The 16,301-nt window shown below is 41.1% G+C and carries 17 protein-coding genes; 11 read left to right on the forward strand and 6 right to left on the reverse strand.

Translation table 11 applies throughout. The features are described 5' to 3' along the window. Positions 1-17: 17 nt before the first annotated feature. From A3EO_RS0102870 to A3EO_RS0102900, 7 genes are all read left to right on the forward strand, one after another. The gene (locus A3EO_RS0102870; protein WP_018345910.1) at positions 18-479 is read left to right on the forward strand and encodes a pilin; all 462 of its coding nucleotides are present in this window, start codon (positions 18-20) and stop codon (positions 477-479) included. 16 nt (positions 480-495) lie between these two features. Then, positions 496-1,905, forward strand: coding sequence for a GspE/PulE family protein (locus tag A3EO_RS0102875; protein WP_018345911.1), 1,410 nt, complete (start codon positions 496-498; stop codon positions 1,903-1,905). 15 nt (positions 1,906-1,920) lie between these two features. Continuing rightward, positions 1,921-3,129: a type II secretion system F family protein gene (locus A3EO_RS0102880; RefSeq protein WP_018345912.1), complete on the forward strand. Its 1,209-nt coding sequence runs from the start codon at positions 1,921-1,923 to the stop codon at positions 3,127-3,129. Beyond that, positions 3,126-3,758 (forward strand): prepilin peptidase, encoded by a 633-nt coding sequence (locus A3EO_RS0102885; protein WP_230589171.1) that lies wholly within the window; start codon positions 3,126-3,128, stop codon positions 3,756-3,758. Before A3EO_RS0102880 ends, A3EO_RS0102885 begins: the two co-directional genes overlap by 4 nt. 14 nt (positions 3,759-3,772) lie before the next feature. After that, on the forward strand, positions 3,773-4,405 hold the full coding sequence (coaE, locus tag A3EO_RS0102890) for a dephospho-CoA kinase (RefSeq protein WP_018345914.1): 633 nt from the start codon (positions 3,773-3,775) through the stop codon (positions 4,403-4,405). Beyond that, a complete protein-coding gene (gene yacG / locus A3EO_RS0102895; RefSeq protein WP_018345915.1) occupies positions 4,395-4,613 on the forward strand; it encodes a DNA gyrase inhibitor YacG in 219 nt (72 codons plus the stop codon). The genes coaE and yacG overlap by 11 nt, the downstream gene beginning before the upstream one ends. Positions 4,614-4,699: 86 nt before the next feature. Further along, positions 4,700-4,972: a GNAT family N-acetyltransferase gene (locus tag A3EO_RS0102900; RefSeq protein WP_018345916.1), complete on the forward strand. Its 273-nt coding sequence runs from the start codon at positions 4,700-4,702 to the stop codon at positions 4,970-4,972. Positions 4,973-5,037: 65 nt separating this feature from the next. Here A3EO_RS0102900 and fdhE read toward each other — a convergent pair whose 3' ends face one another. Genes fdhE through fdnG form a run of 4 tightly spaced genes read right to left on the reverse strand, consistent with a single transcriptional unit; the run spans position 5,038 to position 10,594 of the window. Continuing rightward, positions 5,038-5,961 (reverse strand): formate dehydrogenase accessory protein FdhE, encoded by a 924-nt coding sequence (gene fdhE / locus A3EO_RS0102905; RefSeq protein ID WP_018345917.1) that lies wholly within the window; start codon positions 5,959-5,961, stop codon positions 5,038-5,040. Position 5,962: 1 nt separating this feature from the next. After that, complete coding sequence (locus A3EO_RS0102910; protein WP_018345918.1) at positions 5,963-6,622, reverse strand: formate dehydrogenase subunit gamma; 660 nt, start codon at positions 6,620-6,622, stop codon at positions 5,963-5,965. Positions 6,623-6,624: 2 nt separating this feature from the next. Then, entirely contained in the window at positions 6,625-7,536 is a 912-nt protein-coding gene (gene fdxH, locus A3EO_RS0102915; RefSeq protein ID WP_018345919.1) for a formate dehydrogenase subunit beta, read from the reverse strand. 1 nt (position 7,537) lies between these two features. Continuing rightward, the gene (gene fdnG, locus A3EO_RS0102920; RefSeq protein ID WP_143403222.1) at positions 7,538-10,594 is read right to left on the reverse strand and encodes a formate dehydrogenase-N subunit alpha; all 3,057 of its coding nucleotides are present in this window, start codon (positions 10,592-10,594) and stop codon (positions 7,538-7,540) included. A 214-nt stretch (positions 10,595-10,808) separates the two neighbouring features. Here fdnG and fdhD point away from each other — a divergent pair, with 214 nt between their 5' ends. Next, positions 10,809-11,615 (forward strand): formate dehydrogenase accessory sulfurtransferase FdhD, encoded by an 807-nt coding sequence (fdhD, locus tag A3EO_RS0102930; protein WP_018345921.1) that lies wholly within the window; start codon positions 10,809-10,811, stop codon positions 11,613-11,615. On the opposite strand, the gene A3EO_RS0102935 is transcribed toward fdhD, so the two are convergent. Beyond that, positions 11,608-12,426: a pyridoxal phosphatase gene (locus tag A3EO_RS0102935; protein WP_018345922.1), complete on the reverse strand. Its 819-nt coding sequence runs from the start codon at positions 12,424-12,426 to the stop codon at positions 11,608-11,610. The two genes, fdhD and A3EO_RS0102935, sit on opposite strands and share 8 nt — an antisense overlap. A 57-nt stretch (positions 12,427-12,483) precedes the next feature. After that, positions 12,484-13,377: a 4-hydroxy-tetrahydrodipicolinate synthase gene (gene dapA, locus A3EO_RS0102940; RefSeq protein WP_018345923.1), complete on the reverse strand. Its 894-nt coding sequence runs from the start codon at positions 13,375-13,377 to the stop codon at positions 12,484-12,486. A 237-nt stretch (positions 13,378-13,614) separates the two neighbouring features. Between dapA and bcp the strand changes: the two genes are divergently transcribed. The 3 genes from bcp to A3EO_RS13885 form a co-directional block, all read left to right on the forward strand. Beyond that, a complete protein-coding gene (gene bcp / locus A3EO_RS0102945) occupies positions 13,615-14,082 on the forward strand; it encodes a thioredoxin-dependent thiol peroxidase (RefSeq protein WP_018345924.1) in 468 nt (155 codons plus the stop codon). 913 nt (positions 14,083-14,995) lie between these two features. Next, positions 14,996-15,634, forward strand: coding sequence for a hypothetical protein (locus A3EO_RS12570; RefSeq protein WP_018345925.1), 639 nt, complete (start codon positions 14,996-14,998; stop codon positions 15,632-15,634). Positions 15,635-15,675: 41 nt separating this feature from the next. Then, positions 15,676-16,301, forward strand: a 626-nt coding sequence (locus A3EO_RS13885) for an Ig-like domain-containing protein (RefSeq protein WP_409359781.1), incomplete at its 3' end; no start/stop codon positions are given.

Below are 16,301 nucleotides of genomic sequence, written 5' to 3' on the forward strand. Positions count from 1 at the left end.
TTTTGCGAGGAGCTGATATGAAAAAACGTGAACAACTTAAGTCGAATTATGCCGGATTTACTTTAATCGAATTGATGATCGTCATTGCGATTATTGCCGTGTTGGCAACCATTGCCATTCCTTCTTATCAAAATTACACCAAAAAGGCGGCAATATCAGAATTGATTCAGGCCTCTTCACCCTATAAGGCGGAAGTTGAACTCTGTATTTATAACACTAAGAGTAAAGCAAGCTGTAACGCCGGTCAAAACGGCATTCAGGCGAAGCCGTCTAATATGGATAAATTTAAATATCTTAAAGAGGTTAATGTGGCTGCCGGTGTTATTTCTGTTTTCGGTAAACCCAGTCTGGAGAGCATCAGTTATACGATGACACCAAGTGACGGCAATAACGGTGAATTAATTGATTGGAGTGTAACTTGTAGCGGTGATAATGGGCTGTTTCCGGCAGGATTTTGTAGCAATACTTCTGCAAATTAATTAGGGAGCAGCGAAAATGGGCTATTGTGTAAAGGCATTGGATTCGGAGCAGCTGTTTGAAATTTCAGAATTGCAATGGCAGAAGAATCAACAGCAATATGAACTGTTATTGCGTTATTTAGCTGTACCGTTGCAGGAACAAGCGCAACAGTTATGGTTAGCGGTTGAGTCTTTCGATAATTTAGCAGCTTGCGAGACCTTTGCTTTTCTTTCCGGCAAACAGATTGAGCCGGTTGCGATCGGACAAACTGCACTGAAACAGTTATTACAGCAGCTGCAACCCGGAACGGCGACAAATCAAGTGCAAGAATCACAACTGCATAGTTATCAGCAAAATGATATTGTCGCAAAATCGGATGAAATTGCGGAAGTTGATGCACAAGAGCCGATTATTCAACTATTCAATCAATTATTGGAATCAGGTTTGCAATATTCCGTTTCTGATATTCATCTTGAGCCGTTACGTCAGGAGTTCCAGATTCGCTTTAGGATTGACGGCGTATTACAACGACATCAGGTGCTGACATTGTCAATAGGTCAACGCTTAAACTCACGCCTAAAATTGTTGGCAAAACTGGATATTAACGAATTACGCTTGCCGCAGGATGGTCGTTTTCGTTTTAAAACCGCATTCGGTGAAACATTAGATATTCGGTTATCTTCTCTACCGACACAATATGGTGAAAAAATCGTATTACGATTGCAACCTAACACACCGGTGTTTGATGACTTTACCGAACTGGGAATGACAAACGAGCAGGCTGTGCTGTTTCGGCAAGCGTTATCTCAACCGCAAGGATTAATTTTGGTGACCGGACCGACCGGAAGTGGTAAAAGTTTGACATTATATAGCGGTTTACATTTTTTAAATCAGGAAAGTCGCCATATTCTTACGGCGGAAGATCCGATAGAACTGCAATTAAACGGCATTATTCAGACCCAAGCAAATGCCGCAATCGGTTTAACTTTTGCGACATTATTGCGGAGTTTTTTACGCCAAGATCCGGATGTCATTATGGTTGGGGAAATTCGAGATCAGGAAACGGCAGAGATAGCATTACGCGCGGCACAGACGGGGCATTTAGTGTTATCGACACTGCATACCAATACGGCAATCGGTGCAATTTCCCGATTACAACAGTTGGGAATTGCACAACACGAATTGGAAAATTCATTATTGCTGGTGGTGGCACAACGTTTAGTCCGCAAACGTTGCACCTTATGCCAAGGTGATAAATCTCAGCAATGCGATTGTGTTGACGGTTATCGCGGACGAACCGGCGTTTATCAACTGCTACATTATCAGCAACAACAAATTCAAATGGATTATCCGACATTATTGGCGGCAGCACAGCTTAAATTACAGCAACAGATCACGACAACAGCAGAGGTTGAGCGCGTCTTCGGCAAGACGGAGAACAGCTAAAAATGGAGAAACACAATGCCGGAATATCGTTGGAAAGGAAAAGATCAATTTGGTAATAGCGTCAAAGGGGTATTGATTGCGGATGATCGGGAACAGGCACGTCAACGCCTTTTTGCACAAGGGATCTTTTTATCCTCATTAAATAAAAATTGGCAATTTTTCTCCACACTAACATTGGAGAAACAAGCTGAATTTTTATTGCAGTTCGCATTATTGTTGCAGGCAGAGATACCGTTGAAACCGGCGTTGCAGATGTTACAGGAAAGTTGTGATTCAACCTCTTTATACCAACTGATAGGGCGGTGCTTAACCGCATTGAACAGTGGCTTTTCATTATCAACGGCATTAAAAAATGAAAAGCAATTTTTATCGGAACAGGAGTGGCAATTGTTATACAGCGGTGAAATCAGTGCGCAATTGGCAAAGGTAATGAAACAATTAGCGGATAATAAATTGCGACAACTAAAGTTACGGCAGCAGATGAAAAAAATTATGTTTTATCCGTTAATGATGTTGTCGGTGTCAATGTTATTAACGGTGTTATTGCTGCTCTTTATTGTGCCTAAATTTGCTGATTTATATGATCAACAACAGCACGCCTTACCGTTGATTACACAAGTTTTATTACAGAGCTCGCAATTTTTGCAAAATTATCTGTGGCAATTATTGGCGGTATTTGTCGTAGGCATTGTGGCGTTACGGCGGTGTTATCTGATGTTTCCTTCATTACGTCGGCAATTATTGAAATTGGCTTGCTTAGTGCCGTCAATTCAGCGGCTTTATTTGCAGTTACAACAAATTCAGTTTTATACCATTCTCTCTTCAATGTTAAATTCAGGCATAACCTTGCAACAGAGTTTAGCCACCTTTGTGCCTCAATCCGGTTATCAACGAAGCCGAGCAGCAACAGAATCCATTTTAGCGATCGAAGCACAGCAATGTTTACAGAGTTTGCAGGCAGGACAACGATTTTCTGCAGGGTTGAGCAGTCGCTTTATTCCTTATCAGGCAAAACAGATGATTATTATCGGTGAAAATAGCGGCAATTTGGTGCAGATGTTGCACTATTTAGCGGAACAGAGCCAACAAAATTTATCTAATCAGGTGGAGCTTTTTTCTAAATTATTGGAGCCGATATTAATGTTAATAATCGGCTCGATTATTGGTGTGGTTATTGCCGGTATGTATCTGCCGATTTTTAATATGGGCAATGTGGTTTTATGATGGTTGCGGTTTTATTGTTGTTGAGTGTTGCTTTCTTCTGTTGGCATCAACAGCAGCACGCTATTTTGTCTGAAAAAACCTCAGTTTGTTTTAACGTGGAGAGCAGCTTGCATCTTCTTTGCTACTTACTGATTGCACTAGCCTGTTATTTTTTAACGATGAAGAGTTGGGCAGTGGGGTTGTATTATGTGCTTTACGCCGTATGTTATCAGGTCGCAATATTGGATTATCAATATCAGCGAATTTCTGTGATCCACTGTTATTTATTGTTGGTTTGTGCATTATTGTTGGCAGCGTTTGAAATAAGTTCACTAGCTCTTTTTGATGCGGTGATTAGCTTTTCTACCGCTTTTGTTTCCGGATTATTGCTTTATCTTTTGTTATATTTAAGCGGAAAAACAAACGCATTAGGGCTAGGTGATGTTTTATTATTCCCCTCGTTAGCGTTATTGATTTCGGTATATTTTCTTCCCTATCTGTTACTCATATCCAGTATAATAGCCATACTGCACTATTTACTTTTAAGCGGTGGTCGAGGGCGTTATATCCCCTTCGCACCGAGTTTGGTGATTGCAGCGTTAAGTCTATTTTTATTACAGGAGAGCGGCAAACTCTCTTTTTTATATTAAGTGGAGTGTAATGAATGAGTTATGTGGTCGGGCTGACCGGCGGTATCGGCTGCGGCAAAAGCACGATTGCCGATCTGTTTACGGAACTCAATGTGCCGATAATTGATGCCGATATTGTGGCTCGTCAGGTGGTGGAAAAAGGTTCCCCACTGTTGGTAAAAATTGCGGAACATTTTGGTTCGGAGATATTAACTGCCGAAGGGGCATTGGATCGTAGTGCATTGCGGCAAAAGGTATTTAATGACGAAGCGCAGAAACAGTGGCTTAACCGGCTGTTACATCCGGCAATCAGAGAGGAAATGTTGCGACAATTACAGCAACAAACAGCACCTTATGTATTATGGGTTGTGCCGCTGTTGTTGGAAAATCATCTGCAGCATTATTGTGATCGTATTTTAGTGGTTGATGTCAGTGAAGAAACCCAGTTACAACGGGCAAGCCGACGTGATCAAAATTCAGCAGCATTGATTAGAAAAATTATGCAATCACAAGTTTCACGTCAACAACGTTTAGCAGAGGCGGATGATGTTATCAGTAATGAACAGCCGTTAACGCCGGAAAATCTACAAGCGTTAAAAAATGAAGTGCAGCAGTTGCATCAAAAGTATTTACGATTAGCACAAACAGAGGTGAACAATGTCAGATAAAGTGAGTGAAAAAGAAGAGATATTTACTGTTCCTTGCCCGATTTGCCACAAAGAGGTGGAATGGTCGGAGAAAAGCCCTTACCGTCCGTTTTGTAGTAAGCGTTGCCAATTAATTGATTTAGGCGAATGGGCGGCGGAAGAGAAGAAAATCCCGACCGAAGAGAGCCCATTTACCACTGAAATTGATCAGGCTAAATATATGAGCTGATTTGTCGTTGAGAACAATGAATTTTTATTGAGCATTTGTGCTGTTTTGTTCGATTTTAAACCAGCTAAAAACGAGGGAATAAAAAGGTGGAGTTGGAAATTCAACATCAGGATAACGGGCAACAAGGGCGTTTTTTTATTGAGAAACAGCATCAGTGTGTCGCATTTTTGAGTTATGTTTATCTGAATGAAACGATGATTAATGCTGATCATACTTTCGTTGATGTGAGTTTACGTAATCAAGGTGTAGGCGATAAATTAATTCAAGCGTTGCGTCATTTTATTGCTGAGAAAAATTTAAAACTCAAGGCAAGTTGTGGTTATGTGGCGGCAAAATTAAGAAAGGAATTGGCAGAATAAATTTGAGAAAACAGAGGCTTTGCCGCGAAGATGAAATCTAATGGCAAAGCCTTTTTATTTAGCATTTAACCGACTGGAAAGAGCAATGGATTAATTCCGCTACGGGCATAGCCTTTTTCTTCCATTTCATTGTCGAGCAACAAGGTTGCCAAGTCATCTGCCGCCGGTTCAACATTAGGATCTTTATCTTGATATAACACCTTTAAATAGCTGTGGCAATCATCGCAGCTTTCCGCTTTGACCGCCGCATATTCGCTATCAAGTGACCAATAATCGATATGCGCAGTTTGTTCACAATTTGTACATTTACTGCGCACAATATTCCATTCGCTTTCACACAGCGCACAATGTACATAACGCAAGCCTTGTGTTGTGCTGAAATGAACCACACTGGTGATCGGCGCTGAACCGCATACCGGGCAGAAATGGCGATGTTCACCGAGTTCCGCATTAGCGTGATGTGGAATTTGTTGCACTAATTGTACCCAATAAAGATTTAAAGCTGCCCACACAAAAATTGCCTGATCACTGCTTACCGCTTCAAATTCACTGTTCAGTAGATGATCAGCAATTTGTTCACGTTGTTGCATAGACATTTTTTCCAATGTTTCGATGGTATCGGCAATGACGCCATCGGCAAAACTTTTACACTCTTCAAGTAGATGAGTGAGTAGCGTTTGCCAAACAGCATCACGTTTCCAGTTTTTGAAATGTAACGGCTGTGAGGCGAGAACTTCTGCGCTTAGAACCTCTTTATCTAAACGAGGATCTTTTGCGATAGGTTGTTCCTGTAATAATCTTAGCTGTACATCAACAATTTTTGCGGTGAATTGCAAATAATCTTTGAAAGGACTGTTTTCCGCTAATTGACGTAAGCGTTTCGCTCGACGTTGATATAAATTTTTAGGATTTGCGAAAAGAAGCGGGGGGCTGTTTAGCCCCTCCGCTGCCTGTTTGATTTCGCTTTCCGGTAGGATACGAATACTCATATTATTGTTTTTCCTGTTGTTCTTCTCGTTCTAAAATCGGTTTGATTTCTTCACGGAACCAACGTGGGTGATGTTTTTTCGCCCAACGTGCAGTAACAGTACCGACAAGCATTCCGGTAATTGATCCTTTCACCCAAATCGCCATATAGATATGAACCATAATGCCGAGGATTAAAGCGATTGCACTGCAAGCGTGCAATAAAATCGCAACACGGATAACAGGAATTGGGAATAATGGCGCGAAATAAGGTCGCCACATAATGACTCCGGTAACTAACAACAGCAATAATGCGCCGATGAGTGTCCAGAAGAGTAATTTCTGTCCCATATTGTAGTGACCGACATCAGACACGTGGTGTTCGTTGCCTTTCAACACTTCCACCACATTTAACAGCCAACGCCAGTCGTCTTTTTCGATTAAATTGTCACGCCAATAGGTTTTAAACAGCACCATAAAAGCAGCAATCATAATTAATCCGGTAAATGGATGCACAATTCTTGCCAGTTGCGGTGTACCGAGAATATCCGCAATCCAAGAGAAGTCTTGGAAGAAGAATGAAAGCCCGGACAATCCTGTTGTGAAAAAACAGAAAACAACAAGCCAGTGACTTAAACGTTCTTTGGTATTATGGCGTAACACTTTTTTGTTTAAATCTACCATCGTTATTTCCCTCCTTTTTCATCATTTTCGTGCGGATCAAGCGGTTTTTCTTCATCCATCTCTTCAGTGTTTGGACCTATTGCAATGTAGTGAGCTGCCGCACCTACCGCTAATGCACCCATTGCCACTCCGGCAAGTGGTTTAAGAATGCCTTTCCAGAGCGAAACCACTTCGCTGATATGTGGATCTTTTGGTAAACCGGAATAGAGTTCAGGACGATCAGCGTGGTGTAGCACATACATTACGTGAGTACCGCCAACACCTTGAGGATCATAAATACCGGCATTTTCATAGCCACGGCTCTTAAGATCCGCTACGCGTTTTTCAGCATATTCCAACATTTCCTGTTTGCTACCGAAATGGATTGCGCCGGTCGGACAAGTTTTCGCACAAGCCGGAGCCTGACCGACACTGACACGATCGGAACAAAGCGTACATTTATAAGCACGATTATCTTCCGGATTGATACGAGGAACGTTAAACGGACAACCGGCAATACAGTAACCACAACCGATACATTTATCGGATTGATAGTCAACGATACCGTTTGCATACTGAATGATCGCTCCCGGTGAAGGACAAGCTTTCAAACAGCCCGGTTCAGCACAGTGCATACAACCGTCTTTACGGATTAACCATTCAAGACGATCATTTTCTTCAACTTCGTTGAATTTCATCACTGTCCAAGCTTTTGGCTCTAAATCAACCGGGTTGTCGTAACTACCGACACATTCACCCGGTTCGGCACGTAGATTGTTCCATTCGGAACAAGCGACTTGGCACGCTTTACAACCGATACAGGTTGTTACGTCAATTAATTTTGCCACCTCTACCGTGTGATCACGCACTTGTGGTGCCGGTGTTAGCGCTGAAGTGGCTGAGGCGCGGATAATATCTTGAGTTTGAACTGCCATCTTATGCCTCCGCTACTTTTTCAATGTTAACTAAAAACGCTTTGAATTCCGGTGTTTGCGTATTGGCATCACCGACACGAGGTGTCAAGTTATTGGCGAAGAAGCCTTTTTTACCGACACCGACAAAGCCCCAGTGAATCGGAATACCGACAGTATGTACCGGTTTACCGTCAACGTTTAATGGACGGATACGTTTGGTAACAACAGCAACTGCTTTAATATAACCACGAACAGAAGTCACTTTTACTTTATCGCCGTGTTTAATGCCTTTTTCGGCAGCAAGTTGTTCGCTGATTTCCACAAATTGTTCCGGCTGTGCAATCACATTTAATAGTGAGTTCTTCGTCCAGAAGTGGAAATGTTCAGTTAAACGATAAGTTGTTCCGACATAAGGGAATTTTTCGTGTGAACCGAAAGATTCCTTGTCTGATGCCAAAATACGCGCCACAGGGTTTGAAACCACGTTCGGATGCAATGGGTTTGTACCAATCGGTGTTTCAATCGGTTCATAATGTTCAGGGAACGGACCTTCTGCCATCTTATCGATAGCAAACAGACGAGAAACCCCTTCAGGTTGCATAATGAACGGAGTCACATCGCTTCCCGGCGGTGCAGCACCAAAGTCGGCAACATCGACGTAGTTCCAGTTTTTACCGTTCCATTTCACTAATTGGCGTTTCGGATTCCAAGGTTTACCTTGTAAATCAGCGGACGCACGGTTATAGATGATACGGCGGTTTAACGGCCACGCAAATGCCCAACCTAAAGTGTTACCTAAACCTGATGGATCAGAGCTGTCGCGGCGAGCCATCATATTGCCTTTTTCTGTCCATTGACCGGTATAAATCCAGTTACCGGCGGAAGTGGTACCGTCATCGCGCAAGAAACCGAAACTTGGTAATAATTCACCTTTTTTAACTAAAATATTACCGTTCGCATCTTTAATATCTTCCAGCGCATAACCGTTATTTTCTTTCGCTAATTCTTCGGCTGTCGGTTCAGTCGGATTGAGGTAATTCCACGACATCGCGTGAAGTTGTTCAATTCCGCGACCGCCCTCTTTATCGTAAAGCTCTAGCATTGCTTCACGAATTTCAGAAAGAATAACAACATCCGGTTTGGCTTCTTCAGGCGCAGCAGCACCTTTCCAGTGCCATTGTAACCAACGACCTGAGTTGGCGATTGAACCGTCTTCTTCAGCGAAACAGGTAGTTGGTAAACGGAAGACTTCGGTTTGAATATCTTCGGTTTTCACGTCGTTATATTCACCGTAGTTTTTCCAGAAATCGGAAGTATCTGTTGCTAACGGATCCATAACAACTAAGAATTTCAGTTTGCTGAGTGCGCTGATCACTTTGTTTTTATCTGGATATGAAGCAATCGGGTTAAAGCCTTGGCAGAGATAACCGTTGACTTTGCCGGCATACATCATATCGATGAAACGGAAGTGGTCATATTTTTGATCCATCTTCGGCAAGAAGTGATAACCGAATTGATTGTCGGCAGTCGCTTTGTCACCAAAGAAAGTTTTCAACATACTGATAAAGAATTTAGGTGTGTTACCCCAGTAATTGACCTGACCTTTTTGTGAAAGTTTCGGTGTAATGCGATTGAGATAAGTTTCTAAAGAAATATCTTTATCGGTCGGTAAGCCCATATAGCCCGGCAACATATGCGGGAATAGACCTAAGTCAGTAATTCCTTGTACGTTTGAGTGCCCACGCAACGCATTGACACCACCACCGGCAACCCCGATATTACCGAGTAATAACTGGATCATTGCCATAGTACGAATATTTTGTGAACCAACAGTGTGTTGAGTCCAGCCTAATGCGTACATAAAGGTGGCAGCCTTCGCCGGATCGGCTGTTTTAGCGATTTCAGTACAGAAAGTTAAGAAATCTTTTTGTTTTGTTCCGCAAATACGTTCAACCATTTCCGGTGTATAACGGGAAACGTGTTTCTTCAATAGATTAATAACACAACGCGGATCTTGCATAGTCATATCACGTTTAGCGAAACCTTCTTCATCCAACTGATAAGACCAAGTGGATTTATCATATTGGCGTTTTTCAGGATCGTAACCGCTGAATAGACCCTCTTCAAAACCAAAGCCTTCGTTTACTAAGAAAGTTGCATTGGTATAGTGTTTAACATATTCGTGTTGGATCTTATCGTTGCTTAATAGATAGTTAATTACCCCTGAGAGGAATGCAATATCGGTACCTGAACGAATCGGCATATAAATATCGGCGACAGATGCGGTACGATGGAAACGTGGATCTACCACCATAATTTTCGCACCATTGTTTTTCTTCGCTTCGATTGCCCAACGGAAACCGACAGGGTGTGCCTCAGCGGCATTACCGCCCATCACGATAACGAGATCGGAATTTTTAATATCAACCCAGTGATTGGTCATCGCACCGCGACCAAATGATGGAGCAAGACTTGCTACCGTTGGTCCGTGTCAGATACTCGCTTGGTTGTCTACAGAAAGAATACCTAACATTCTTGCCCATTTTTGGGTCAAAATGCCGGTTTCGTTACTCGCTGCTGATGCCGCCAACATACCTGTGGTTAACCAACGGTTTACCGGAGTACCCTCTGCATTGGTTTCAATATAATTGGCATCGCGGTCATCTTTCATTAAGCGGGCGATACGTGTAATTGCTTCGTGCCAAGAAATACGTTTCCATTCTTTAGAACCCGGCGCACGATATTCCGGATATTGTAAACGGTTCGGGCTGTTTACATAATCTAAGGCACCGGCACCTTTCGGACAAAGCGCTCCGCGGCTTACAGGATGATCCGGATCGCCTTCGATATGGAACAATTTGCCTTTAACATTTTTTGCTTTATCGCCGATGGAATAAAGTAGCATTCCACAGCCAACAGCACAGTAAGTACAGGTATTTCTCGTTTCTGTCGTGTGTAATAATTTATACTCACGAGGAGCAGCCAACGCCGCTTCCGGCGCGAACCCGAGCATAGCGGCACTTGTGCCAGCCATTCCACCTGCACAGATCTTAAAGAATTTTCTTCTTGTGACCTGCATAGATACTCCTTGTTGGATAGTAATAGAGTGGTTAATAAATTTGTTTTAGATTGTAATCAAAATGTAATCCATACATTTTGCGGTGTAGGTTACTCTTTCTTTGTAATATAATCAACGCTCAATTGTCTGTTTATATTGAGGATTACGTCGGCAAGCATATGCCGATCGCTAGAAAGATACACCTACTTATTATAGGTATTTTGGGAAAAATGTGATGCAGTTCATTAATAAGAAAAGTGTTTTTTATCAAAAAAAAGTGAATTTTTGTGATCCGAGCTTGATTGCGGAAGAAAAAATGGAAACGTTAGCGGTCGAAATGCCGGTAGCCTTGGTTTATAACGATATTTCTCACAGTGTAATGATGTGCACGCCCCAAGATTTAGAAGATTTTGCGATTGGTTTTTCTTTGACCGAAGGCATTATTGATGATCCGAAACAGATTTATGGCATTGATGTTGAACCGAGTTGCGAAGGGATTGAAGTGCAAATAGAACTGTCCACGCGTAAATTTGTTGATTTAAAGCAATATCGGCGAAATTTAGTCGGCAGAACCGGTTGCGGTATTTGTGGCGTGGAGCAGTTACAACAAGTGAAACGTCATTATGCCTCTATTACGCCAACGTTCACATTGGAGTTAAATCGACTCGATGGTTGTTTAACACAACTGGAACAGCATCAACCTTTGGCGCAAGCAACCGGCGCAACACACGCCGCCGCTTTTTTTAATCCTCAAGGTGAATTGTTGGCAATTCGTGAAGATGTCGGACGGCACGTTGCACTGGATAAATTATTAGGATGGTATGCAACGCATCAGAGTCCGCAAGGGTTTGTTTTTGTGAGCAGTCGTGCCAGCTATGAAATGGTGCAAAAATGCTTAGCTTGTGGTGTTGAAATGCTGGTGGCAATTTCCGCACCGACGGCGTTAGCGGTGGAAATGGCGGAACAACACAACCTCACTTTATTCGGCTTTGCCCGCCACGGACGTGTTACGCAATATAGCGGTTTACCTGCGACTAATTAAAAAGATATTGCTCAAGTGTAGCAGCAATGCCATTTTCATCGTTGCTAAGGGTGACCAATTTTGCCTGTTGTTTCACTTCTTCTTCAGCATTACCCATCGCAACACCTAAGCCGACACTCGATAGCATACTGGTATCATTATGGTTATCGCCAAATGCAATGACCTGTTGCGGATCAATTTGCCACGCTTGCAATAATTCCAATAAACGCCCACCTTTGCTGTTGCCGACATTGGCAATATCAACACGATCAACCCACGACCATTCGCAACTGAATTGATCCGCCGACAGTTGATCTACCACTTGCAACATCACTTCCCGATTTGGTGCACTGATAACACATTTCCAAATAATATCGCCGCTGCTGATAAAGTGATAGAGATCAGGCACTTGACGCACATTCGGACGAACCACCTCATCACAACTGTCCGCCCACGCTTTGAATTTTGTCATATGGGGATTAAATATCTGAAAATTCATTGCATCTCGGGAGTAGAGCAACACGTGAGAGCCATATTGATTGGCTAAATCCAAAATGCGTTTTGCTTTGGCGGCAGTCAACGGATTGGCTGCCAACACCTGATCATTTTGCATTTGGTATAGATAAGTGCCGTTACAGCAGATTACCGGCGTATCCAAGCCAAGTTGATGATAATAGGGTTTCACCGCTGTATGATGGCGACCGGTTACCAACACCACTTTTTTACCGAGAGTTTTGGCTTTTTGTATCGCCTCAACACTGCTTGGCAAGATTTCACCGTTACTGTTCAATAATGTGCCGTCTAAATCAAAAGCGACAACTTGATAAGACATAATTTTCCCCTAAAAATGAGAATGGGGTGCATAAACACCCCATTAAATTGCTAAATATTATAATAAACCGGCTGTTTGCAACGCTTTAATCACTTTTGGTTGCGCTGCTTCACTTAATACAGTGAGCGGTAGACGCAGTGTCGGTTCATCAATTAAGCCGAGTTTGTAGCACGCCCATTTCACCGGAATTGGATTGGATTCAACAAACAGATCGTGGTGCAATGCCATTAAACGTTGATTAATTTTTTCCGCTTCATCAAATTTACCGGCTAAAGCCAACTGACAAACTTTTGCCATATCTGCCGCTGCCACATTGGTGGTTACTGAAATCACCCCTTCCGCACCCTCTTTCATAGAATCTAAGAAAGTCGCATCATCACCGCTTAACACAATGAAATCTTCACCGGCAAGCTGTTTAATTTTTTTCACGCGGCTAACATCACCGGTTGCTTCTTTAATACCGACAATATTTTCGATTTTAGACAAGCGACCGACAGTTTCCGGCAATAAATCGCTGCCGGTACGTCCCGGTACGTTATAAAGGATTTGCGGTAAATCGGTGCATTCAGCAATGGTTTTAAAATGCTGATACATCCCTTCCTGTGTCGGTTTGTTGTAGTAAGGCACTACAGTTAAACAGCCGGCAATACCGCTGCCGTTTAATAATTTGGTCATTGTAACCGCTTCACTGGTGGCATTGGCACCTGTTCCGGCAATTACCGGAATGCGGCCATCGGCAAATTCGAGTGTTTTTAAAATGGTTTTAATGTTTTCTTCAATACTTAAAGTGGCAGATTCACCGCTGGTGCCTACGGAAACAATCGCATTGGTGCCGGCTTCGATATGGTAATTAACCAATTTTTTTAATTGACCGTAATTGACTTCACCGGCGCTATCCATTGGGGTTACGAGGGCAACAATGCTGCCTGAAAATAAAGGTTGTGATGACATAATTCCTCCTGAGCGTTTGTTCGCTGTAATACAAAATTTTTAGAAAAACAATGTTTTCTAGATTGCCAAAATTACCTTACATTGCAAGCAATTTTTTTATTTTTCACTATAATTTGTTTGAGCGCGGACAAAGCCGCTGCAAATAAAAACAGCTTGATACTTTCATTGTACGAAGCTTCAGCATTCTTAATGAAGGGAAGCCAAGTACAAGCGAGTAAAAATTAAAGGAGAAAATCAATGCAAACTTTAACCGCAGGTGCAAAGGCACCGGAATTTACCTTATTGGATCAACATTCCCAACCGGTATCATTAAACGAATTTCGTGGACAAAAAGTGCTGGTCTATTTCTATCCGAAAGCGTTAACACCGGGATGCACAACCCAAGCGTGTGGCATTCGTGATACAAAAGCAGAGTGGCAGAAGTTAAATGTGAAAGTTTTAGGTATCAGCCCTGATTTACCGGCAAAATTGGCGCAATTTGAACAGAAGAAAGAACTTAATTTCACACTGTTATCCGATCCGGAACACAAAGTCGCAGAGGCATTCGGCGTTTGGGGTGAGAAAAAATTTATGGGCAGAACCTTTGACGGCATTCATCGCATCAGTTTTTTAATTAATGAGCAAGGTGAGATTGAAAAAGTGTTTGATAAGTTCAAAACCGGAGAGCATCATCAAGTGGTGCTTGATTACCTTCAATCTCAATAAGCACTACTTTGTAGCCAACATCTTATCTTTTGATCAGCAGCAGGCAGTGTGCCAGCTGCTGAGTTTTTATGTCTTATCTTGAACCAGATCAATTCTTAACGATAACTCTGCGATGTAGCAAATAGCGTTTGCACACAAAATCGGTACATTTTGCGAAAAAATATGAACCGGATATAGATCAAAATTACCTGAAAAAGGTTACTAAGCCTGTGTTTATCAGTGCTGAAAACCGTCATCAAAAATGAAATTTTAATAAATATAATCACTTTTGAAATTATTTTTTGTGTTATTAAGTTTATATTTTGTAGCATAGTAGCTACAAAATAATAATGTGATAGGTAAATTATCTCAGAAAGCATTTTTATACACTTTTTCTAAGAAAAAATTTAATTTTTTATAAAAATTATATAAATATCAATAAGATATTTCACTTCAAATGATGTTGTTTTTTTGTTCTATAAAAAAAATAGCATTAATGGCAATAGTGAAAATTTTAATATTATTAAAAATAAAGAAAAAACTAATAAATTTATTTTTTAAAGAGAATTAAAAATAAAATTTAATAATATTTTGTTATCAATGGTGAATATTATTTCCTGTTCTAAAGTGATTTTTTTATAAATCAAAAATTGAGTGTATTAATATCATTTTTGCAGTTCATTTTTTAAGCTGTAAAAAATAAAATATATATTTATCAATATAATATGATTTTTGTGATCGGGGGGGGGGGGTATTTTGAAATTTTCATATTTTTTCGTATAAATGATTTTAATATACATAAATATTAATTAATTTTCATTTTGAATACAAAAAGAATGTTGAGTTATCTATTATTTGAGAGTAATTTTCTCACATCAAAATACCTTCCTTATTTACAAATTTAAATTCTTATTAGAGGACTATTGGAATAGTTATGAGCATCCAACTTGTTATTAAAAATAAATTGGTTAAAAAATCGCTAAACGAGCACGAGAAGTATAATATAAATGCTACAATCGGCGAAAAATATAATATAATCGACACTGTTACCGGTAAAACACCGAAAGATTTAAAGGTCTACCGTGATCACGACAACCTAGTATTGAAGTTAGTTGATGAAGATATTGAGGTTGTGATTCAAGGGTTCTGGTCAACTTGCAGCAAAGAGAGTCAATGTTTTGCAGAGTTGGATGTACAGAAAGACGATGACAGTTATGGCACAGTGATCATTACCCAAGTGGACCACGAATTATCAGGGTTGGTTGCCGGTGAAATAGGTACATTACCGGAATCCAATAATGTTGGTTGGTGGATTTTAGGTGGCGGTTTATTGGCAGGCGGGATTGCGGCAGCGGTTTCTGCCGGTGGTTCAAGTTCAAACGGAGACAAAAATGGCGAAAAAACAGAAACAAATGAGTTACCGGAAAATGGTGGAAAAAATTCACAAGGTTCAACGAATGAGCCTAATGGAGAGCCTACAGATCCATCACAGAGCAGAAATGGTGGAGGAAACTCAGAAGATCCAACTCAGAAGATCCAACTCAGAAACCGTCTTCAGAGCCTGATGGGTTAACCCTACAGATTGATCCGATCACGCCGGATAAAACCCCTACCATTACTGGTAAAACAAACAGCAAAGATAACGAAATAGAAGTCATCATCAGAGATCAAAATGGAAATGAAATTGTAAGAGGAAATGCACAAGTCGATGATGATGGCTCTTGGAGTTACACCCCAGATAAAGAACTTCCTATTGGCAAAAATACAGTCAATTTTATAGCAAAAGATAAAGATGGAAATAAAGCTGATAATTCGATTGTATTAGACCTTATCAACACAAAACCTTCAGTAATTTTCGGAGAAGGTGATCCAAACGATCCACAGAATGCAGACAAAATAAAAGATGCAAATAATGGCGATCGTTTCTTCGATGAAAAAAGCGGCAATATTTATGAATTAAAAGATAATTCGTGGGAATTAGTATTTACACACGGTGAGGACGGTAAATCCGCAACTTTAGGCGAGGGTGATCCTTCAACATCAACACAGATAACTTCACCGAAAGAAGGCGATACCTATTGGGATCTTAGTACCGGCGATGCCTATGTTTATCAAAAGAATGAAAACGGAAATCTAGAATGGCATAAATTTGGTTCATATGAAATCAAAGGTGATCCCGGAGAGCCTGGTAAAGACGGTCAAAATGGTGCGGACGGTAAATCAGCATATCAAATTTGGTT

This window comes from Gallibacterium anatis DSM 16844 = F 149 (genome assembly GCF_000379785.1).
Classification (GTDB): Bacteria; Pseudomonadota; Gammaproteobacteria; order Enterobacterales; family Pasteurellaceae; genus Gallibacterium; species Gallibacterium anatis.